General features: G+C 56.4%; 20 protein-coding genes. 4 read left to right on the forward strand and 16 right to left on the reverse strand.

All coding sequences use genetic code 11. The features are described 5' to 3' along the window. Window positions 1–367 precede the first annotated feature (367 nt). Together BLP45_RS05695 and BLP45_RS05700 are read right to left on the reverse strand one after the other, a co-directional pair. Window positions 368–3,544, reverse strand: coding sequence for an efflux RND transporter permease subunit (locus tag BLP45_RS05695; protein ID WP_090370668.1), 3,177 nt, complete (start codon window positions 3,542–3,544; stop codon window positions 368–370). Between the two features lie 22 nt (window positions 3,545–3,566). Then, the gene (locus tag BLP45_RS05700) at window positions 3,567–4,709 is read right to left on the reverse strand and encodes an efflux RND transporter periplasmic adaptor subunit (protein WP_143002415.1); all 1,143 of its coding nucleotides are present in this window, start codon (window positions 4,707–4,709) and stop codon (window positions 3,567–3,569) included. Window positions 4,710–5,070: 361 nt separating this feature from the next. Between BLP45_RS05700 and BLP45_RS05705 the strand changes: the two genes are divergently transcribed. Then, window positions 5,071–5,283: a hypothetical protein gene (locus tag BLP45_RS05705; protein WP_090370670.1), complete on the forward strand. Its 213-nt coding sequence runs from the start codon at window positions 5,071–5,073 to the stop codon at window positions 5,281–5,283. A 538-nt stretch (window positions 5,284–5,821) separates the two neighbouring features. Here BLP45_RS05705 and BLP45_RS05710 read toward each other — a convergent pair. Continuing rightward, a complete protein-coding gene (locus tag BLP45_RS05710; RefSeq protein WP_090370945.1) occupies window positions 5,822–5,992 on the reverse strand; it encodes a type II toxin-antitoxin system HigB family toxin in 171 nt (56 codons plus the stop codon). A 182-nt stretch (window positions 5,993–6,174) separates the two neighbouring features. Between BLP45_RS05710 and BLP45_RS05715 the strand changes: the two genes are divergently transcribed. Then, entirely contained in the window at window positions 6,175–6,435 is a 261-nt protein-coding gene (locus BLP45_RS05715; protein WP_090370672.1) for a hypothetical protein, read from the forward strand. Between the two features lie 304 nt (window positions 6,436–6,739). Further along, a complete protein-coding gene (locus BLP45_RS05720) occupies window positions 6,740–7,990 on the forward strand; it encodes an OmpP1/FadL family transporter (RefSeq protein WP_090370674.1) in 1,251 nt (416 codons plus the stop codon). A gap of 92 nt (window positions 7,991–8,082) precedes the next feature. Here BLP45_RS05720 and BLP45_RS05725 read toward each other — a convergent pair whose 3' ends face one another. Beyond that, window positions 8,083–8,298: a hypothetical protein gene (locus tag BLP45_RS05725; protein ID WP_090370676.1), complete on the reverse strand. Its 216-nt coding sequence runs from the start codon at window positions 8,296–8,298 to the stop codon at window positions 8,083–8,085. 355 nt (window positions 8,299–8,653) lie between these two features. Here BLP45_RS05725 and BLP45_RS05730 point away from each other — a divergent pair, with 355 nt between their 5' ends. Further along, window positions 8,654–10,378 carry a di-heme-cytochrome C peroxidase gene (locus BLP45_RS05730; RefSeq protein WP_218117956.1) on the forward strand — a complete coding sequence of 575 codons (1,725 nt, stop codon included), beginning with the start codon at window positions 8,654–8,656 and terminating at the stop codon, window positions 10,376–10,378. 214 nt (window positions 10,379–10,592) lie between these two features. Here BLP45_RS05730 and BLP45_RS05735 read toward each other — a convergent pair whose 3' ends face one another. From BLP45_RS05735 to BLP45_RS14570, 12 genes are all read right to left on the reverse strand, one after another. Further along, entirely contained in the window at window positions 10,593–10,907 is a 315-nt protein-coding gene (locus BLP45_RS05735; protein ID WP_176754672.1) for a type II toxin-antitoxin system RelE/ParE family toxin, read from the reverse strand. Further along, window positions 10,904–11,191, reverse strand: a complete 288-nt coding sequence (locus BLP45_RS05740) for a ribbon-helix-helix domain-containing protein (RefSeq protein WP_090370679.1) — start codon at window positions 11,189–11,191, stop codon at window positions 10,904–10,906. Before BLP45_RS05740 ends, BLP45_RS05735 begins: the two co-directional genes overlap by 4 nt. A gap of 150 nt (window positions 11,192–11,341) precedes the next feature. Next, the gene (locus tag BLP45_RS05745) at window positions 11,342–11,521 is read right to left on the reverse strand and encodes a hypothetical protein (RefSeq protein ID WP_090370681.1); all 180 of its coding nucleotides are present in this window, start codon (window positions 11,519–11,521) and stop codon (window positions 11,342–11,344) included. A 31-nt stretch (window positions 11,522–11,552) separates the two neighbouring features. Continuing rightward, window positions 11,553–13,265, reverse strand: coding sequence for a protein adenylyltransferase SelO (locus BLP45_RS05750; protein ID WP_090370683.1), 1,713 nt, complete (start codon window positions 13,263–13,265; stop codon window positions 11,553–11,555). Between the two features lie 231 nt (window positions 13,266–13,496). Next, the gene (locus tag BLP45_RS05760; protein WP_090370687.1) at window positions 13,497–15,104 is read right to left on the reverse strand and encodes a hypothetical protein; all 1,608 of its coding nucleotides are present in this window, start codon (window positions 15,102–15,104) and stop codon (window positions 13,497–13,499) included. Next, window positions 15,082–15,462, reverse strand: coding sequence for a hypothetical protein (locus BLP45_RS05765; RefSeq protein ID WP_090370689.1), 381 nt, complete (start codon window positions 15,460–15,462; stop codon window positions 15,082–15,084). Before BLP45_RS05765 ends, BLP45_RS05760 begins: the two co-directional genes overlap by 23 nt. Window positions 15,463–15,525: 63 nt before the next feature. Continuing rightward, window positions 15,526–16,065 (reverse strand): hypothetical protein, encoded by a 540-nt coding sequence (locus tag BLP45_RS05770; protein ID WP_090370691.1) that lies wholly within the window; start codon window positions 16,063–16,065, stop codon window positions 15,526–15,528. Between the two features lie 15 nt (window positions 16,066–16,080). Next, a complete protein-coding gene (locus BLP45_RS05775; RefSeq protein ID WP_090370693.1) occupies window positions 16,081–16,617 on the reverse strand; it encodes a hypothetical protein in 537 nt (178 codons plus the stop codon). A 127-nt stretch (window positions 16,618–16,744) separates the two neighbouring features. After that, entirely contained in the window at window positions 16,745–18,436 is a 1,692-nt protein-coding gene (locus BLP45_RS05780; RefSeq protein WP_090370696.1) for a tetratricopeptide repeat protein, read from the reverse strand. 342 nt (window positions 18,437–18,778) lie between these two features. Then, a complete protein-coding gene (locus BLP45_RS05790; protein WP_090370948.1) occupies window positions 18,779–19,291 on the reverse strand; it encodes a hypothetical protein in 513 nt (170 codons plus the stop codon). Window positions 19,292–19,330: 39 nt separating this feature from the next. After that, window positions 19,331–21,709 (reverse strand): catalase, encoded by a 2,379-nt coding sequence (locus BLP45_RS05795; RefSeq protein WP_090370700.1) that lies wholly within the window; start codon window positions 21,707–21,709, stop codon window positions 19,331–19,333. A 243-nt stretch (window positions 21,710–21,952) separates the two neighbouring features. Further along, window positions 21,953–22,327 carry a hypothetical protein gene (locus BLP45_RS14570; RefSeq protein ID WP_176754673.1) on the reverse strand — a complete coding sequence of 125 codons (375 nt, stop codon included), beginning with the start codon at window positions 22,325–22,327 and terminating at the stop codon, window positions 21,953–21,955. Between the last annotated feature and the right edge of the window lie 26 nt (window positions 22,328–22,353).

A 22,353-nucleotide genomic window follows, 5' to 3' on the forward strand; every position in this document is an offset into this window, starting at 1 on the left:
TCACATCATACCTTAGCAGTCTGTCGGACTTGAAGAATCGATGCGAAAAAGTGACTGGGCGAGGACAGATTTTGACGATTTTGAAGGCCAATAGTTGTTCTATTGGCCGAAAAAGCGGTGAAATATGCACCGATCCAGACGCTTTTGCAGCCGATCTCCTTTAAGTCCGACAGGCCGCTAGCCTGTCAGATGCGCCTTCGAAATACATGATCTTTCCCCGATCCTTTGCCCCAACGTATTTTCCTGATCCCGCCACCACCCGGTATTACATCGCCGCGCTCCGGGGTTTATGGCGAGTACGTGGCAGGGCTTTTCATATTCCTTGCCGGTGAGAATCTTGGAAACCAGCTTGTGCTGGTGCTGGCACCTACTCCCGGGGATTCCCTGGCACATCCGGTACTTTCGGGTTGTGCCTGATAAGCGCACCTCCCGATAATTTGCGAAGAGCGACATAGAACACAGGGGTGAGGAACAGTCCAAACAGAGTTACGCCGATCATGCCCGCGAACACGGTAATCCCCGTGGCTGAGCGCACTTCGGCGCCCGCGCCTGTAGAGAGCACCAGCGGTACGGAGCCGGCGACAAAGGCAATGGATGTCATGACGATCGGCCGCAGCCGCAGGCGGCAAGCCTCAAGTGCCGCTTCAACGATCCCCTTGCCCTGGAATTCCAGTTCACGCGCGAATTCCACAATCAGGATCGCATTCTTGCAGGCCAGGCCCATCAGCACGACAAGTCCCACCTGCACAAATATATTGTTGTCGCCACCGGTCAACCATACACCGAGCAAGGCGGCACACATGCATACCGGCACGATCAGGATGACGGCGAGCGGCAACGTCCAGCTTTCGTACAGTGCGGCGAGCACGAGGAAGGCGAGCATGACGGCAAGCGGAAATACAATCAGTTTTGCGTTGCTTTGTGTCACTTGCTGATAGCTCAAATCCGTCCATTCGAGCATCATGCCGTCTGGCAGTATTTCCTTGCCCATTTCCTTAAGCCGGGTGATGGTCTGTCCCGAGGACAACTGACGCGGATCGGAATCGCCAATCAGATCAGCAGCAGGATAACCGTTGTAGCGCAGCACCGGATCGGGACCATAGGTCGGCCTGATCGTCGTCATCGCGCTCATGGGAATCATATCGCCACTCTCATTGCGTACTCGTAATTTTTCAATATCTTCAACGCGTTGCCGCTGCCCGGCATCGGCCTGGACGAATACGCGATAGACGCGGCCGAACAGATTGAAGTCGTTCACATAGGCTGAGCCCAGGTAGATTTGCAGCGTGTTGAACAGTTCGCTCAGCGACACGCCCTGCGCTTTGGCCTTGGTACGATCGACCTTGATTTCAAGTTGGGGAATATTTGCCTGATAAGCGCTGACCGGATAGGTCAGCCCCGGTGTTTGCGCGATCTTGCCCTGAAACGCTTTGGTCGCATCCTGCAGTGCGCCATAACCAAGGCCGGCGCGATCCTCCACGTACAGCGAGTAACCGGAACCATTGCCCAATCCCTCGATCGGCGGCGGCATCAACGCGAAGGTAACACCCTCCTCAATGGAGGAAAATTTTTCATTGAGCTCGGCGACGATGGCGCTGGCGCTGCGGCTGCGCTGATCGAACGATTTGAGGATGACATAGGCGGCGCTGAAATTAGGCGTGTTGGTGAGCTGCAAGGCGTTGAGGCCAGCATAGGCTGCAACTTTCTCCACGCCGTCGGTGCCAAGCGCGATATCGACCATCTTGCGCACGACCTCGTCCGTGCGTGCAAGCGAGGCGCCTTCGGGCAGCTTGGCGCCGGTAAAGAGATAAAGCTTATCCTGTGTCGGGATAAAACCATCCGGTACCTTGCCGAACAGAAACGTGGTGCAGGCGAGCAGCATGAGGTAGATGCCGAACACGAGCCCGCGTTTTGTCAGCGCGTATCCGACGGTACGATGGTATCTCTCGGAGCTGCGCCGGAAGAAGCGGTTGAAGGGACGGAACACCCAGCCGAGCAAACGCTCGATCACGCGTGATAGCGTATCTTTGGGCATATCGTGGCTTTTGAGCAGCATGGCCGCCAATGCCGGCGACAGGGTCAACGAATTGATGGCCGATATCACTGTGGAAACCGCAATCGTCACGGCGAACTGCTTGTAGAATTGGCCGGTTACGCCCGTCAGGAAGGCCATCGGCACGAATACTGCGCACAGCACCAGCGCGATGGCAATGATGGGGCCTGATACCTCTTTCATCGCCTGGTGCGCGGCGGCAAGCGGCGTCAATCCTTCCTCGATGTTGCGCTCGACGTTCTCGACGACGACAATGGCATCGTCGACGACAATGCCGATCGCGAGCACAAGACCAAACAGGGTCAACGTGTTGATCGAAAAACCGAGTACGTACAGCACGGCAAAGGTGCCCACTATCGACACAGGTACCGCGATCAGGGGGATAATCGACGCGCGCCAGGTCTGCAGGAAAAGAATCACGACAACCACGACGAGGGCAACTGCTTCCAGCAGCGTGTTCTGCACGGCGCGGATCGAATCGCGCACAAAAACGGTTGGGTCCCATGTCGGATCGTAGATGACGCTCGGCGGGAAGCGCTTGGATAGCTCATCCATCTTCGCATACACCGAGTCCGCCACTGCCAGGGCGTTGGCGCCTGGCGAGAGGAAGACGCCTATCGTGGCGTTGGTGTTCTTATTGTTATATGCGCGCACGGTATAATTGCCGGAGCCAAGTTCCACGCGCGCCACGTTTGACAGGCGCACCACCTCACCATTCGGGCCGCTCTTCAGTATGATGTTCCCGAACTCGGCTTCCGTGCTGAGACGGCCGCGCACATTGATTGAAACCAGGAAATCCGGTTTGTTCGGCGAAGGTTCGGCGCCGAGCTGGCCGGCCGATACCTGCACATTCTGTTCGCGCAGCGCGTTGAGTACGTCCCCGCTCGTCAGGCCGCGCGAGGCGACTTTATCGGGATCGAGCCAGACACGCATCGCGTAGTCGCCCGATCCGAACAGCTGCACATCGCCGATGCCGTGCAGGCGGGATAGCTCATCCTTGATGTGCAATACCACGTAATTGCGCAAATAAAGCGAGTCGTAGCGTCCGTCCGTCGAAAACAGGTTCATGTACATCAACGGCGTCGGGGATTGTTTTTGCGTCGTCACCCCATATTGCCGGACCGCCTCCGGCAGGCGCGGCAGCGCCTGGCTCACCCGGTTCAGCACGCGTACCGCGGCGATATCCGGATCCACGCCCGGCGTGAAGGTGATCACTACCTGCAGGGTGCCATCGGAACTGGCGATAGACTTCAGGTACATGATGCCTTCAACGCCGTTGATGGCTTCTTCCAGCGGCACGGCTACCGATTCGGCGATCTCTTTCGGGTTGGCGCCTGGGTAGTTGGTGCGTACGAGAACGGTCGGCGGGATGACTTCCGGATATTCGCCGCTCGGCAGCAGGGGGATCGCAATCAGGCCGGCGGCAAAAATCACGATCGACAGCACAGCCGCGAAGATCGGCCGGTCGATAAAGAATCTGGAGAAATCCACTGAAAGTTTACCTCACGGCGCCTTACAGCGCAGCCATCGGGATTTCATTAGGTTTAACCGACATACCGGGGTGGATTTTCTGCTGGCCGGCGACTACGACCTTGTCGTCAGGCGCAAGGCCGGACTGTATTACGCGCAATCCCTCCGCCATGCGGCCGGGCACGATATCCTTGCGTTGGATTTTAGCATCCTTGTCCACCACGTAGACGTACTTGCGGTCCTGATCTGTCATCACGGCCTTATCATCGATCAGCAGGACATTTTCCTTGCTGCCGCTGACGAATTGCACGCGTACGAACAAGCCGGGGGTAAAAATTCGATCGGCATTGGGGAGCACGGCGCGCACGCGTATGATTCCAACGTCGGAATTGACCTGGTTGTCGAAGAAGTTGATTGTGCCTGCGTGGGGATAACCTTCCTCATTGGCCAGGCCGACACGTACCGAGGTGCCTGGCGACGCGTCCTTGCCATCGCGTTCCTGTTCGCTGTAGCGCAGGTAGCTGTTCTCGTCGACGTCGAAATATACGTATATCGGATCTTGCGACACGACCGTGGTCAGTATGGTCTGGTCGGCAACGGCCAGATTGCCGACCGTTACCAGGGCACGGCTCGTTTTTCCGGCGACTGGCGCGCGCACTTCGGTAAATTCCAGCTGGAGCTTGGCGTGGGCTACCTCTGCCTGGGCCGCATTGATATCAGCGGCGCTCTGCGTGTACGTGGTTCGGCGCGTGTCCGCCTCTTCGCGTGAGATTGCCTCGTCTTTCATCAGCAGCCGGGCATTCTTGTCCCGCATGCCCGCGAGCTGTTCCGCCGCGCGCGCCCGATCCAGCTGTGCCTGCGCATTGGCCAATGCCGTCCGATAGGGACGCTGATCGATGAGGAACATCAGATCACCCTGCTTCACCTCCTGACCTTCCTTGTACGCGACACGTTGCACATAGCCACTCACGCGGGCTCGCAGTTCAACGGTATGGATCGCGCGGACACGGCCAGTGTATTCATCCCATTGTTGTACCGGCTTGGAGAGCACCTGGGCAATGCTGACTTCCGGCGGAGGCGGCGCCTGCTCACCCCCAGGCTGCCCGCTGTCACAACCTGCCAGCACCAACACCGATGCGATGATTACGCCTGGCATAATCGACCGTGTACGGAACACTCTACCCATTTGAAAGTGACGCATGCATATCTCTTTTAAGTGAGTACAGCGATATAAAGGCATTTTCTTATCTCCGTGGTTTGTTAGGTCGTTTTGACCTTCCGCTTTAACGCTCGATGTCAGGTTGACCGACCTACCCTTAACAAACCGGGCAACCCGGGCAACCCGGCCGGATACCGTTTCCCGTTCTTCCGTAATCATCCTGGCCGCATGGTTGATTTGCTCGACTCAATCTGACCGGACGCCCTAAATGCTTCCCCCTTTTTCTTGCAGCACGCATTCCAGCTTCGACCGTTCGGAAATCAGCGCGCGCTCAAACTCGGCCACTTCCTGGGGGTGTTCAATAGCCCGCTTCAAGCCGATACACTGAATGGCACCTTTCTCGGACTTAATCAGCCACGTGCAGCGTCCTGATGAGGTGTTATACAAAGGGGATACGATCACCGCAATCCCACTCGCGATAATCGCTCACGTCGATGCCGGGGGGCGCTGGCATAATAGCGTCAAGTTCCGGATTGTTCAAAGCGACCGCACATTAATAGTGCTCAGTCTTGTTATCCAGACCTTGGATGACACTGCCTAAAACACTAGCCATTGTTTCAATTATCTCTTCCGCTTTCGCCAGGAAGCAATTTCCTTTGCGAGATCAGGACGTTTGCCAGTTCCTCCAATGCCTGCTTTGCCAGCGAATTCCTTGATCTGCGCAACCCTGACAAAAGCAATATTCAGTAATATTGGAATTGCTTCTCGGCAATTGTTCTCGTATAAACCAAATCCCAAACAGACGCTATGTCGCAACCCATCTCACGTAATTCTCTACAATTGGCTCCTCTTCCACTGGAAGCCTGGCCGCGCGTTCGATTCGCCTTTGTTCCCTGTTTATTGATTTCGCATAGGCAAAAGGTATGTAAAATCAAGATTGCCTGGATCAATACCAAAACTGCAAGTGACATTAAGCAGAGAGGATTTACCAAACCGCATTCATCCTGCGCTTCCTAGTGTCAATTGGAGGAACTAAATATGAAAACTGCTATGATCGGATCATTTATTGCTGTCGCGTTGTCTGTAAGCGTCGTTCACGTTCGTGAAACCGCAACGTATGTTGGCGAACCAAACTTGATTTAAACGGCACCAAAACGGTAAGCGACTGCCACAATCAGGCGATGGCCATTGCCCCTTATATTGAAAACCACCCGATTATTACCGACAATGCTTGCACTCCGATATTGATTCTTTATATCCCGCGGAGTTCGCCAATTAGCGGCTACCGCTTCGTCATACCATGCCTTTATCGGCTGCTCGGCATATGATGCCCTATATGTACTGGCCTTCCGGCATCAGAAGGAAGCAGGGTATTAAATTGACATACAGCAAACAATGCGCAACCTGACAGCGAGCCGGTGATGGATGGCGATTAACTATTCTCCGGATTAACCCGGTTTTCCCTTGTTCAGATACCCTAGAAGGAGACACTATGCCCAAACTGACGGACTACGCCAAAATGGCGGCGGAAGAGTATCTGGAAGAAACGGGAGACACCGAACTGGACGCTCGCTGGGTTGCCGAGTTTTTCCAGGACTGCGGCGTGCTGGATGCTTATCCCCGGCAGGACCTGGTCGCTTTCGCGGAGATGGTGCAGAAAGAATTGACAAAAAACGCCGAGCGAGCCACCAAGAAAATGCATTCTGTCCTGGAAAAAACTATCCTCGGAATAAAGCATCCGCGCAAGCGTTAGGGAAGTAAAAGCACTTTCAATTCATATGCCATTCGACCGGCACCGGGCAAAAAGGGCTAGTGTAGTGAGTCAGAGATATCGTTACATAACCGATTCAAATGAATAAACCGTGAAGGAATGTTAAAAATGACTGGATTGGCGCCAGACAAGGCGCGAGGAAGTGCATAGTTATTCATGTGCAACGACGAGCAACGCAGTATCGCGGCAATCTTGTCATTTTTAAGTAGCGATATCTCTGACTCACTACACTAGCAGCTGGAAGAAGAATAGCGGCTATTTAGATGCCTCCTCGAATAAGGATTTCATGTATCACCCCTTGGCACTCCTAGTCGTTCTCCAGGCAATGAGCTGGATATTTGCCGCTAGCCATGCGGCCGCTTCAGGATTCGCAATACTGAACCAGAATGGGTCAGGGGCAGGGTATGCTTATGCGGGAGCAGCGGCGGCCGCGCAAGATGCTTCAACGATCTTCTTTAATCCAGCAGGGATGACTTACCTTACCCCGGGCCATCACTTCTCCGGAGCATTGAGCGTACCAATAAGTTCCTTAAGGTTTAAGGACACCGGTAGCACGGTATTTCCCGGCAGCTCCGTCGGGGATAATGGCGGCCACGGAGGGGGAGTTGCGATTATTCCAACCGGTTATTGGAGCATGTCGATTAATCATGCGCTGCGTCTTGGACTAGGCCTGTCCCCGACATTTGGCAGTATTACGGACTGGAGTAAAACTTTTATAGGACGCTATCAGGGGACCTCATCAGAAATCACTGGGATCAATGCAAATCCCAGCATTGCCTGGCGCATGAATAACGTCGTTTCTCTTGGCGCGGGCTTTAATATCGTAGGATTTGATGCAGATCTCCGCGGCATGGCACCGGTTGCCGCGCCCATCGATCCGAGAACAAAGCTAACCGGCAGGGATATCGGATTCGGATACAACCTTGGAGCGATGTTGCAAGTAACGCCTGCAACGCGCTTAGGCATTACCTACCGTTCGTCGATAGATCTTAACGTCGATGGGCACTTCCAAGGTCTGGGAAGCAAGATTCCTGCGTCAGCTTCTATCAAGTTGCCGGACACTATATCCGTTGCCATATCCCATATGTTCAATGCCAAGTTACAGCTTCTCGCTGATTTTACCTGGACAGGCTGGAGTAGTATTCCAGCGTTAATGGTGGAGAGTCGTATAGGTGGCGCCACGTTGCTAAACGAGAGACTGGGTTTCAAGGATAGCTGTCGTTTAGGGTTCGGAGCTCAATACCAATATAACGACGGATTGCGTCTGAAAATGGGCGTGGCCTATGATCAATCCCCCATTCGTAATGCGATGGATCGTACAGTTAGGCTTCCCGACTCGGATCGGACGCTGCTAGCGGTAGGAATTAACCAGAAGATCAGTCAACGTACCTCGGTCGATTTTGGGTACATTCATGTATTTCTTGAAAAATCCGAGATCGATAGGCCGACCGGCAATCCGCTATTGCTTCCAGTGGTTCGCGGGTCCTTCAGCAGCTCGGCTGATATTGTGTCCGTTCAACTCAATCATCAATTCTGAACTGCCTGGGATGGTTTGCATAATAATTCCGCCATCTGCCAAATAACACGATCATAAATCGCTTACCAGATTCTTCCCCTTTTAGCCCGGCCCTACCGATAAAAATGCGGCCCTGATTCCCAATGTAGATTCATATCGTTCAAAAGCGAGGGATCATAGGGATCGAACTGGCAGGAAATAGATATTCCCCCTCGGGTATCAAGACCAGCACATAAATCCCGGCTACGCCGCTGCGCTTCACCTTCCATCGTTTCGGGCCAACGCCCATCCACGCGGGCCAATACCTGTAAGATTTTACAGGTATTCATGGCGCTGATCCTGCTATCTAATATGGGTATTGTTAATCGACAATCAGGGAGGCCACCGGACATAGACATTGCTTGCAATACCGGTCAAGAGCAACTGCTTGACACAGACTTACCAAATCATTGAACCGGCTCCGCTACAAATAAGAAACATAGAGCCGGGTTCGATTCATTTAGCCGGGATGTTTTTTCGTTCGTGCGATGATCGCGCAGGACTTTGGCTGATAGAAACTTTTGAAAGGAAATGGCGTAGCGGCTCATACGTCCATCCGGAAAAACTTTCTCGTGTCAGCAAAAGGCAGGCGAGGATGCGGACCAGCGCATGAAATATCCGGGTTACCTCAAAGGGAGATAACAAATGAAAACCGGATTTGCATCTTGGTTCGGCAACATGGTGCTGGCATTCGCCATGCTTGCGCCGCTGGCCTTATCCGCGGCGGCACCACTACCTATTGATCAAGGCAAGGAATGGACCGCTTCCGCCCGGAAAGACTTCTATAGTCGCGATCAGGGTTCACGGATCATGCCGCTTCGCTGGATCGCCGCCTTGAAGCAGGCAAACGGGGAACCCTTCATGGCTGCAAATCTCAGCCGGTATGGATACCTGCCCAACGAAGAGAGCCGGCCTGCCGGGCTGCCGGTCGGCTTTACGGTCGGCAGCGGGAGCAACGGGCAGGAAATCGGCATGAACTGCTCCGCCTGCCATACGCGTCAGATCGAGGTTAACGGTAACTCCTATCGCATCGATGGTGGTCCGGGAATTGTTGACTTTCAGAGCTTCCTTGCCGATCTCGATATCGCGGTCAATGCCGTACTGATCGATCCACAGGCCTTTACGGAGTTTGCTAGCTCCGTATTGGGACCATCGCCCACGCCGGATGAACAAGCGAAGCTGCGCGAAGCGCTGAAAGCCTGGTATCTGCCCTATCACACGTTGATGAAAGGGGCGTTGCCCTCGTCGCCCTGGGGGCCGGCGCGGCTTGACGCGGTGGCAATGATTTTTAACCGGCTCACCGGGCTCGACATCGGCCCGCCCCCCACGTACCTGATCCCCGAGAATATCAAACCCGCGACGGCGCCGGTGCGCTATCCTTTCCTCTGGAACGCCGCGGTTCAGGATAAGACACAGTGGCCGGGATTTTCCAGCAATGGCAACAACATTTTAGGGCTCTCGCGTAATCTCGGTGAGGTTTACGGCGTCTTCGCCGTTTTCCACCCTAAAAAGGATGCATGGCGGCTGCTTGGAGTCGATTACCTGCATCATAATTCCGCCAATTTCCAGGGGCTGAATGCGCTGGAGGATCTGGTTCGGAAAATTGGCCCGCCCAAATGGCCATGGAAGGTAGACCAGGCGCTTGCCAGCAAAGGCAAGGCGATTTTTGCGCGCAAGACCGCGCAGGGTGGCTGCGCCGACTGCCATGGAATCACCCCTGGCGTGACCCGGTTTCCCGACCAGAAAACCTGGAACACGCCGATTCTGGATGTCGGCACCGACTCGAGGGAATACGAAATACTTGCTTGGACGGCGAAGACGGGCGTGCTTGAAGGCGCTAAAATCCCCTTTCTTACGCAGCCGCTCAAGCCCGTCGATACGGCCTTTAATATCCTGGTGACATCTGTCCTGGGTTCCATTCTCCAGCATTACGTTCCCGTATTGATGAAAGCGGAAGGCCAGGCGGAGGCCAAGGGCGCGCAATCGCCGTTTACCCCGGAGACGGAATCTCTCAAGGATGCGTTCAAGATACCGCCGCTGATGTTGGGCCCCGCCACTTCCTACGCCTATGAATCCCGGGTGCTTGAAGGAATCTGGGCAGCGGCTCCATATTTGCATAACGGGTCGGTGCCAACGCTGGCCGAGTTGCTGAAGCCCGTAGCCGAACGAGTCGGTTCATTCAAGGTTGGCCCGGCGTACGACCTGGTTAATGTTGGGCTTGCCGTCGACCAGACCAAGTTCGACTACACCCTGCAAACCACGGACTGCAGCGACCGGAATTCGGGCAACAGCCGCTGCGGCCATGAATTTGGCACCACGCTTTCGCCGGACGAGAAAAAAGCACTGCTCGAATATCTCAAGACGCTTTAGCGGTAGTGGTCTAACAGCGGCTCCCTTCCCGCATCCCTGGGGGGCAGCCGCCCTCACGGGCAAGGGTTGGGGATGGGTGGAGTTGGATGACGGGCAAATGCAGGGCCTGTGTTCTGGCCTCGCATGAAATGTTTATCCCCCACAAGTACCCATCGCAGAGGATTGAGGGGCGCTTGCTGGGGGATTCGTGTGGGAAGAGGCTTGGCCTATACCGTCAGGGGACAATTCTTCGCTCATCTACAAACCCACTCTGACTTGCAATTGCCACGACATCACGCGCTCCATGCAGGACACGAACGATAACTGCCCCTGTTTCAGTGGGGAGGTAATAGATAGCGTACGGATTATGAAATATGACACGCAGTCCTGCTCCCAGATGTTCCCGAGCAGGCCCCATCAGGGGTGTTTGCAATAATGGCTGAAACGCCTGTTCGAGGGACGAGAGAAAGCGCGTTGCCACGGTGTCCGATCCCTCTGTTGCGATATACGCCCATATCTCTGCGAGGTCGGCCTCGGCCGTGTCCGTCAAGCGGATGGTTTGCGTGCGGCTAATAGCTTGCTCCCGCGTTCGACAATCCGATCGGCATTGAATTCAGTCAATCGGCCTGCCGCAACATCGGCAAGGCCTTTGTCGATATCCGCCTTGAGCGCCGCGATTTCCTCGTGTTGAATTGCGCGCTTGATCTTCCAGTCGCGCAGTGCTTCTCGCACGACCTCGCTTGTCGATGCGTAGTCACCTTCTGCGACCGCAGCTTTGACGACTGCGACCATTTCGCCTGGCATGGTGATGGTCAGTCGCTCGAGTTCCGCCATATTTATTTCCGGTAGAAGGTTTATAAAATCATACTTTATCATACCAAAGCGCCGAGAAAAGGCCTGCGGCACGTTGTCGCGCGACAATTTGCGTATATACAGGAATAAGGTAGTTCCGGAGTGCGAAAAAGCCGTGCTTGAGGATGCGGGTTAACCGAAAGCGAAAAGCGCCTGTTTTTCGAAGAGATAAACCAAGTTGATGTAAATCGCCCGCCCGCCGTGCTGAAAGCCCAGGAAACTTTTCATCTCCTGGGCCGGGGGCTGGATAAGATCCTCATTGAAGAGTTTCTGGCCGATTTGCCGCGCGTCCTGGCACTTAGCTATTACCACTATTACCGCCGTTACTGCCACTGGCGGCAGGTCACGAACTGCATGACAGCGCCGAGCACCCCGCCTTGTTACGCGCCCATTCAGGGCGCCTGCCGGCGAGTTCCTCGTGCTCCGGTTGTTCGTCATAGGGGTGCTTCAATACTTCCATCAGCCGCGTTATGACCAAATCATCCCCCTGCTCCAGCGCTTCGATTGCCTGCTGCGCCAGGTAATTGCGCAGGACATACTTGGGATTGGCGCGCCGCATCCGCTCCCGGCGCGCGCTCGCAAACTTCGCCAGGTCCTCCATGTTAGCCGCCTTCGCGTCCATCCGCGTCCGTGCGATATAGCGGCGCAACCAGCCGGCCAGGCGGCTCAAATGCGCCTGCGCCAATCCCTCCTCGGTATAGAACGCGCCCCGCAGCAGCCCCGCCAGCGCGGCGTCATCCATTGCGTTAGCGGTGCCATTCATTGGAATGGTCATAAGCCCACGAAAGAATATCGTCATGTCGGTCTCGACCTGCTGCAATAGATCGAACAGGTCGCTCAGCAATACGTCATCCCCTTCTTGTCCCAGCGAGACCAGCCCAAGCTTGTCGGCCAGCACGCCACGCCACGCGTTCTGGAAGGTTTCGCCGAAAACCCTCAGCCCGTTCTCCAGCGCCGCATGGTCCTCGATCAGCGGGGCAAGCGCGCTGGCAAGCCGGGTCAGGTTCCATTGCGCGATCTCCGGCTGGTTGCCGAAGCAGTAACGCCGTCCCTGCGCATCTGTCGTGTTGGGCGTCCATTGCAGATCGAAACCCTCCAGCCATCCGTAGGGGCCGTAATCGATCGTCAGACCCAGTATCGACATATTGTCGGTATTCACCACGCCGTGGACAAAACCCACTCGCATCCAGTGGGCGACCAGCACCCCGGTTCGCCGGCAGATTTCTTCGAACCAGCGCCCGTAGGTGGAAGGCGACGGCGCCCCCAGTTCGGGGAAATGCCTGCTTATCACGTAATCGGCCAGGCGTTTAAGCGTATCCAGTTCACGGTGTGCAGCCAGTATCTCGAAGTTGCCGAAACGCACGAATGACGGGGCGACGCGGCAGACGATGGCGCCCATTTCGGCCTGCGGGTTACCGTCATAAAACATGTCGCGCACCACCGTTTCACCCGTCGCCAACAGGCTCAACGCGCGGGTCGTCGGCACTCCCAGGTAGTGCATGGCTTCGCTGCACAGAAACTCGCGTACCGACGAACGCAACACCGCGCGCCCATCCGCGGTGCGCGAGTATGGTGTTTTACCGGCTCCCTTGAGCTGCAATTCCCAGCGCTTGCCGTCCGGGCCGAGTATTTCCCCCAGCGTAATGGCGCGGCCATCGCCGAGCTGCCCCGCCCATTGGCCGAACTGGTGACCGCCGTAGCGCGCCGCATAAGGCTGCATGCCGGGCAGAACTCGGTTGCCGCCGAGCACCTCCACCGCCGGGCCAACAGGCGACGCGGGACGCGAGATACCGAGTAATTCTCCCACCGGTTCCGCCCAGGCAAGCAGCCGCGGGGCGCGTACCGGCGTTGGCGTGACCCGCGTATAGCAGGCGTTGCGCACCGCGCGGGGTACGTTGTGAGTCACCGTATCGCCCGGAAGCTCGCTCACGAAACTATTGTCGAATTGCGCTTCGCAGAGATCGTGACGGCCGGCTCGTTCGCTGCAACCGATGGGGTCCGCAATGGCGGGATTATCCGGAATTGCGGCGCTGCGCTTAAGATTGTTCTGTCTCATGAAATATTTGGCTGATATGGATTAATAGCGTTTGAGTGATTTGCTCCGCTTGCGTTCCCTGCATGGATTTTCGCCAATTTATCCGGCGAGAGTAATATAAAGCCGTCATTCCGGGCCTGACCCGGAATCCCGTCCCGGTCCATCGCAGTTACTATCTTGCGCCGCCCGGTGCCAGCTTTCGCCGGCATGGCGTTATACTTGTTTTCCCCCCGATTAACAATAGCACCCGCTTTAAACGATAAAGCGCAGCGTTTTGCATACGGTTCTCTCAAGATCGGATAACAATCTTTTCTTTAGAAGCGGCGAGCGCCCGTGTGGCTCCTGTCGAGAAAACGCCATGTCGCAAAGTTGGGCGGCATACTCGAACGCAATCGCGTCAGCGGCACGCTCGCGGTAAACCTGGGTGGGCATTTTCAGCAAACATGATAACACACCCACTGCCCCATCGAGATTGACGGTCATGACAGGTTCAAAAACCTTCTGATCAAGCCTGGCGAGGTCTAACGCGCTGTTATCCAGTTGAAGCCGAAAAAGCGGCATCGGCAGTATCCCGGTGGGAAGACCGATATATCGCGTTACGCCCACCAGGTCTTCCGGGTGCTCAAGTACATGCTCGATGAGCATCCGCTGATCGGCCGCATACGCTTTCATCATATTACGAAGCGTGACATGAAAGGCTTTCTCCCAACCTGGGGAAGACGCCTCATGCACCTCTTCATAAAAATCGACCCCGCGGCCTGCCCAGTCGAGAGACTCCTGCAGCGATTCGCGCCAGGGACTAACGCCCAGGGCCGCATCCCAATAGTCCCAGGTTGCGGCGATGCTCAAGGGAGTATTCCGGGCGATATTCACCTCGGCACGATCCACGGAGAGATGCTTTAAAAGATTCGTCAACCGTTCCGCGGGGGATGCTGCTTCCCCTTCCTTGAGATAACTCCCCAGCAGCGTCCAGGTTCCGATCGCCATGATCTGCAAACTCGCAGCAAAGGCCTGCTCGAATGCGTCCTCATGCTCGGTGGGATCGGGCGCCCGCCGCGATACGACATGCAGCAGAAACCGCCAAAGCCTGGCGGACGGCAAATTGCTTTCGCGCAGGAAAAACCGCGCAAAAATGCGCGCCTGCTGCTCACCCTGCGCCTGCCATACGGCGCCCAACTGTACTGTCAAGGCAAGCACTTCCTGTATGTTGGCGGGGTTGATCAGCTCCCGGTAGTCGGGTGAACGGGAACTCGCCAGCGCTTGAACGGCCTCTTGTATCCTTGCGTACCCGTACATCGCATTCTCGGCCGCAAGCGAAAAAATGGCTGCAGGATCATTATTGCCTTCTATTGCATAAACCTCTGTTTCACGCGGCCGCAACAACGCTTTCTTTGACAAGACCGGGACCGGTATGACAACGGGCTTGTTCCCATCGTGACTGAATGCCGCCCAATCTTCCAGCTGTGCGCCCCGCTCTTCCGCAGACAACGCCATCCACGTGCTCAACGGGACAGGAAACACCTCGCCGGACAGCTCCTTTGCCACATACAGCGCCTTTATCCCATTCAATATGCCTTGCAGCCGGGCCCTGAACAGCATGCCGTTATACGAGCCGAGCAGAAAATCGTGGTAGTGGCGGCTTTCGTGCTCTATCACGGACCGCATCAAAATGGGGCTAAGAGATTCTTTCCTGTCTCCGGGAAGAGTCTGGGATGTCAGGAACGATACGAATTCGTCGTAGGCCGCCTGCGATGCGATACGGATGGTGACACCGGCGAAAAGCGGGCTGAAGCCGCCGAAGTCGTCCCGATAAAAACTGCCGAGTTCAACGCGAGAGTCAATCTTGTTTCTTTTCGGCATCGGAAGCGGCTGGTCCGGACGGCCCGGCGGAAGTCGCGCCATGGGCGGATAGCTGCTTCTCCAGGTCTTCCGGCGTCGACTTGTTGCCGATTTCAATAAGCGTTGCCGCCGCGGCGGTCTTGACTTCGAGCCGCTTCTTTTCGCCTTCCTTCAGGTGCCTGGCGATGACGATCAGATATTCAATAAGCTTGGCGACATTGGCCACGATTGCGATGATCGCGGCCGCTTCCAGCAACCCCAAACGCAGCTCAGTCCTGTCCTCCAATTTTTCTACCGGCTCACCCAGCGCCTTGTCTCTGTCAAGCGCCGCGCCAAGTTCGTCCATGATGGATTTTTCGCCGGTAATCATTATTCGCATAATTATTCCTCACGTACATGTTGGGGCATTGAAGTATCCAGGATTTACCGTGAAAACTACGCTTTATTGCGGCGGTGGAGGCGGCGGATTTCCCGGCGGCGGCGGAGGCGGCGTTACATTGCCCGAGGGTTGGGAAGGCTGCGCCGCCGGTTGATTAGGAGGATTATCCACGATCTGCCCTGATATCGGGACACGGTGGCCGTGCCCGTACATGCATTGCGTATAACCCATGTCATACCGATGCTGACGAAGATCCCCTGAAGTCCTGGCGGTGCGGGTTCCCATCAGCCCTCCCAGCAAGAGGCCGCTGCCGGCGCCAATCGCCGCACCGGTTCCCCCCGCGAAAGCACCACCCGCCGCGGCGCCAACCCCGGTGCCGATGGCGGCGGTTCCCATGCCGCTGGTGATGGAGGCCCGATTCGGCGTCATCCCCTGAATTTGTTCAGTGGCATACTGTTTGCAGTAGGTGTCGTCCCCCCGAAATTGTTCGAAGGTTTTGCCGGAGCCTGGCAGGGCCATCACGCTGGGGCCGCTCGGGATGCTCGCACACGAGGCTAATAAGAATGCCAGTAGCAAGGGGGCCGATCTACGGGTTTTTGACATGGTTGTCCTCGTAATTTATTGAGCGGGTTGCGGGGCAACTTGCAGCCAGCCATCGGGGCATTTTCTTACATACGGATAGTATCCCTCCGGATTCCTGCAATAATGCCAGTAATTGCTGGGCTTCGGGGGCGGCGGTGGCGAAGGCTGTGCGGAGCCCTGTTGTTGCTGCTGAATATATGTTGGCGGCGTCACCGGTACGGTAACCACCGGGGGATATGCGTAATAAGGGGGATAGTAAGGCATTCCGAAACCATAGCCCCCAAAACCATAACCGCCATAATAACCCCCATAAAAACCCGGCCCGAATCCATAGCCGAAGCCATAACCAGGATAGAAGCCTCCTATACTCAGGAAACCTATTCCTCCATGATGGTGGTGTCCGCCATGATGATGATGCCCACCATGGTGGTGGCCCCCGTGATGGCCTCCTCCGTCATGATGACCACCACCGCCGCCGCCCTGGTCTCCCCCGCCGCCCTGACCATCCTGCGCACCGGCGGGAACCAGCCCGAACATAACGAAAACCAGGCATAGCAATCTGATCTTTTTCACATAGGCTCCCTGTTCCCCACTGGCATACCGCAAGCGCGACCTGGCTTGACACTCATCCCTCCGGCAACCTTGCAGCAATCAAACTCCTGATGGCCCATTTGCCAGCACATATTGTATACGTCCATTCTTAATATGCGTTGGCCTGCTTCAAGTAATCCCGGGCCTCTTGCAGTTCCGGCAGCCCTGCGTCGCTCAGCCGCCACTGGCGCAGAAACAGCGAGTAGGCAGTGATTGCGCTCTCGCGGTTTCCTTGCCGGGCAGCGGCACGCGCCGCGCCCAGCAATGAACTCGCCCGGTTTGTGTGCCTCAGAAGCGCTGTCTCGAATTGCTTTTCAGCTTCCGCGGGGCGGCCGGCCTGCAAAAGGATTTCACCGAACAATTCATGCGACGGCTTGATCAGTGGAGGCGGCCCCGGCAGAGGCGGCAACGGTTCCTCCGCGGCTGTTGCTTTCTTCATACTCCTGATCGCTTCGTCCAGTTTGCCTTTTGACGCGCTTGCCACCGCGCCGACCTCCAGCCTTTGAATCTCCAGTATCTTCGACAGAGGCAGGCCGATACCGGGCAGATCCCCTGTCCCTGGACCGGTGCCTTGCGCCATCGCCTGTAATGCGTCGATACTCTTTTGCGCATCCGGCAAATTCTTGTGTGCCGCCGCCATGCCACGCGTGAATATCCATAACGATTGAACGTACTTGGCCAACCCCTGGTAAGGGCCGGGGTTGCGCTCGACAGCATCGATGAAGTGCGCGGTGTTTCGCTGAAGCGAATCAATCAGCTTTGCTGCCCAGTCCCAACGCCTGGTTTCGACAATGAAAGCCGCGGCCATGGCGGAATAAATGAAGGTCGCATAGCCCCGGAAAGCCCTTGCCTCTTCGGGACTGTCGGCCAGGCCTTTCTGCATCAGGGCAAGCAATTCTTCGGCCTTGCCGTAGCGGCCCTGTTGGAGATAGACATAATGCAGCCAGTACAGGCTGTGATAGTCGCGCTCGCTGACCGGAGAATCTTTCTGCCGCGCCCACGACGCTTCCAGTGTCGCGGCGGCTTCCGGCCACATCCCGAGTTGCAGGAAAACGTGAGAGGGCATGTGCCCGGCATGGGGTGCGTCCGGCGCAATGTCGGCATAGCGTTGCGCTGCCGGGAGCGCCAGGATGGCGTGCACAGGATCATCAAACGTATGCAGGATGTAATGCGTGGCGCCGGGGTGATCGGGCTGTTTGCGGGCAACTTCCAGCGCGATTGCCCCCGCCTTTACCCGGTTCCGTATACCGGCGGGGTCTTCCGACCGGACGCTGCCGAGCAAGGCCAGTACAAAAAAGGATGCGGCCTCCAGGTCATCCGGATATTCCCGGTAGACCTTTTCCATCGCCTCGGCGTAGGCTTTGTCGCGCGCGGTTTTATCCCCTTCGCCATATAATATTTTCACCGCGTGCAGATAAGCGCGTTCCTTCGAGGTCAGCCTTGGAGTGTCCTTGATGCTTGCCAGCACCTTCCGTGCGGCCTCGGTGTCCTGCTGTCCCCACAAGGTCTGGTTGTATGCCATCGCCTCGCCCCAGTGCGCCATCACGAAATCGGGTTCGGTTTCCATGGCCTGCCGAAACGCATCGAGCGCCAGTTCGTACGAGAAGGAATGAAGCGCGGCAACACCGCGCAGAAAGAGCACCTGCGCCTTTTCGGATTCAGCCGAGGTCGGGAAATTGACCTTGCCTAACTTAACCTCCTGCGGACTCGCAGTGCCGCCGGGGGGGTGGGCGGGCGCATGCGCCATGACCCCAAACGCGGGAATTATCAAGGCAATGGCTAGCAGGAGCGCCTTTTTCATAAAAACTTTATGCCTCTATACGGCTTTCAGGGTTTAATGGGTTACGTACGTTTTACCCATCTACCTATGTACCTACGCTTCATCCAACCGCTTCGTCATTCCCGCGAAAGCGGGAATCCAGACACTGACCGCAACAGGCCGTTATCCCGCAGTGAGTGAATTCGAGCAACCGAAAACCCATGGATTCCCGCTTTCGCGGGAATGATTGGGTAAAGGGGAAGTAGGTATAGGGTAATGTGCCCGCATAAAGAAAAAAATCAAAAATATCGTTGACAGCAAACAGAGTATCTACATAAGCACTAAACTGAGAATGGTTCATAGGCATATAAAATTTTTACAACATCATCTGCGCCTGCTCTTCGCCGCATCGATCAGATCGCATGCGACCAGCCCCACAGCCAGGATACCAAAGATTGTGGCTAATGATTTTCCCGAAAGACGTTTTTCGAAGCCGGGCGTGAACCGTTCGGGGATGAGATAATAATCGGTAACGTAAGCTCCCGCCGTGACCGCGGCTGCGCCGAGAATGGGCTTTGCCAATGATCTCGCTTCGTCAGCACCGGCGGTACCAGCGACGCTTCCCGTGCCGCGCCGGCCAAACCATTTTTCGTAAAACAGCGCCCAGAAAATTGCCGCGGCATGGTTCAACAAAAGGCCGGTTAACGTATATTTAAGCGATGCATCGTCCTGATGCGCCGCCTTATCCCCCCATAGAACATGGCTGGTTGCGTTCAGCGGCGCGGCGTATGACCCGTCTTCACGTTTTCCCGCCAATGCCGCGGCGATTGCGGTTGCGATGCCGCTTACGGTTCCCGAAGTCAACGCGCGTTTAATAACGCCCCGGGGTTTTTCCATGATTGCGTCCTTCATCCATATTAGACAAAACGTTTTTCGTTAAACACGTGGCGGGTCTATTTCCCTCTCGAAATGGCGGTGCGCGGCAATGGCCTCGACAAATTGGGGCAGAATAGTGTCAACATCCTCATCCTCAAAATAAAGCACTCCCGGATCAGGCTGGCCGGACGGCAATGTCAGCTTCACGCCCGCTTTCTCGACCACCTCCTTGCCGGCCCCGAGCACCAGGATGGGTTTGCAATGGCGATATTGCTCCCTGATGAATTCTGTCGCGTGTCCCAGGGTGGCGAGATCCGCCACATCGGCATGCCCGCCGGGAACCACCAGCGCGTCAAAAAGCACGGCGGGCATGGCTTCAAAGGTAACGTCGACCTCGATTTGATCGCCGTCCGTGCTTTCCACCGTCCCCAGCCGGACACCTACAAGACGCGGCACGGCTCCCTCCCCGGCCAAGCCTGCCTGCAGAGCCTTTAAAGCCGCTCCACTTATGCCATCGGCGACCAGGATGGCAATGCGCCGCATGCGGATGCTGCCATCGCCAGGACGGGCAAAAAGGGAAAGCGCCGGAGATGCAGCCACCTCCGGCACAACCGGTTGTTGGAGCGCTTTCGGTTGAGCGGGCGGCACGGCTCTCATCCCAAGGCCCAGCGCGACGCCTTGTGCGAGATCCTCCGCCACGTTTACCAGCATCGACACCACCCGTTCACGTATCGCGGGCGTCTGCACTCGCGTCAGTTCAAAACGGAAGGCGCGGATGATATGCGCTTTCTCGGTCGGTGTCTGGCTGTTCCAGAACAGGGTAGCCTGCGTGTAATGGTCCGCAAAACGCTCCGGTTTCCCCCGCACCTTATCCCCGGTTACGGGCTGCGGAAACGAGGTAAAGCCAGCCGTGCCGCCCTGGAATGGGCAACCTCCCGCCAGGGAGTTTGGCTCATAGGCAACACGACCGCGATTGATTGCCTGGCGATGCATGCCGTCACGCTGGTTGTTGTGCGTTTGCGCCACCGGCGAATTGATGGGAATCTCGTGGAAGTTGGGCCCGCCAAGCCTTGATATCTGGGTATCCACATATGAATGGATGCGGCCGGCCAACAGCGGGTCATTGCTGAAATCCAGTCCCGGAACAATATGCGCGGCACAGAAAGCAACCTGCTCCGTTTCGGCAAAGAAATTGTCGGGGTTGCGATCGAGGACCATTTTGCCCACGGGGATGACAGGCACCAGTTCTTCCGGCACGATTTTCGTGGCATCCAGTATGTCGAAGCTGAATGCTTCGGCCTGGGCTTCGGTAAAGATCTGCATGCCCAGTTCGTACTCCGGGTAAGCGCCGCATTCGATCGCTTCCCACAAGTCGCGGCGATGGAAGTCGGGATCGGCTCCGGCAATTTTCACCGCCTCGTCCCAGTCCAGCGAATGGGTTCCGGCAAACGGCCGCCAGTGGAATTTGACAAATTGCGAGTCGCCATCGGCTGTCACCAGCCTGAAAGTGTTCACACCGAAACCCTGCATCATGCGAAAACTACGTGGAATACCGCGGTCCGAAAACACCCACATCAGCATATGGGTTGATTCCGGCATCAGGGAGACAAAATCCCAAAAGGTATCGTGGGCGGTTGAAGCCTGCGGAATGGCGAAATGCGGCTCGGGCTTGGCGGCATGCACAAGGTCGGGGAATTTCATCGCATCCTGAATAAAGAAAACGGGAATGTTATTTCCCACAAGATCCCAATTGCCTTCGTCCGTATAGAATTTAACGGCGAAGCCACGTGCATCGCGCGCTGTGTCGGCCGAACCGCGCTCGCCAAATACAGTGGAGAATCGCACGAAAACCGGCGTCCGCTTCCCGGCTTCGGCGAACAGGGACGCCCGTGTATATTTTGCCATTGACGCGTAACATTCGAAGTAGCCATGCGCGGCCGACCCCCGCGCGTGCACGACACGCTCGGGGATGCGCTCATGATCGAAATGCGTGATCTTTTCGCGCAGGATAAAGTCTTCCAGCAAGGCCGGACCGCGAAGTCCCACTTTTAGCGAATTCTGATTATCGCCGACAGGGACTCCCTGATTAGTCGTGAGCACCCGGTCGCTCGAATCCGCCCTCACCCTGTCGAGCGACTCGTTGCCTGGATTAAAACCAGGCTGAGGCTCACCGGCACCGGCCTTTTCGGAAGCGATGGTCTCGGTTAGCGTGCTGCCCAGGACGAAGGGATCAGGCGGCTCCACCGTCTGACCTTTTTCCGGACAGGCAGAAACCTCCCCGTGCTCAGCCGCCTTATTGGCGTTATAGGGCATCCCCGCGGCAAGCTCCTGGGTTGCGGCGAGCTTGGCGGTAAATTCATTGGCTGGCGTTCCCTCCTGGTGGGCGGGACCGCCAATGGTTGAGCGATTGTCATCGCCATTTTCTTTATCTGTCGGCATGGTAATTCCTCGTATTGGGTTAAACTGAAGCTAAGGTGTTCTTTTCACTATCTGAGTGTGAGTGAACGGCGTGTGAAACAGGTTTGTGGCTTCCGATCCACCTCCCAGGTGCGCCGCCGTGCATCGAAGTGCATTTATCTTAAACAGCTATCCGGGTCTGCTGACGGACCGCGTGTGACCGCAAAAATCGGCTCAATCCCGCAAAATCCGAACCACCGATTGCCCGATACCGGGTCGCGCCAGTTATCGTTTTTTCTCGCGTGCTTTCTTGGGTACATTCGGCGCGGGAGCATCCGAAGCGACAATATCCGACGGTATTCCGCGCCGGTCCGTATCCTTGAGACCGTGTTCGGTATCTTCCGCCGCTTGCCCTACCACGGCGCGCGAACGTTCATCCTCATTGTCCCGGCTGGTGCCCTGGCTCCGGGTCGTTTCATCCCGCTCATGCGGCAGCAACGGTTGTTCATCCGTCTCGCCTTGCGCCTCCTGCCCTGGCTCCGGGTTGACCAGCTCCACCCTTTCCGTGGGCAAGGTTTCGTTTTCGGGCTGCTTTTCGGTTGCGTCCGGCCCTGTCTCCGCCGGTTTACGCCTGGCTGTGCGTTTTCTGTTCCGGGTCATCTGTCCATTCCACTATACAAGTCCAA

The organism is Nitrosospira sp. Nl5 (genome assembly GCF_900102495.1).
Lineage (GTDB): Bacteria > Pseudomonadota > Gammaproteobacteria > Burkholderiales > Nitrosomonadaceae > Nitrosospira.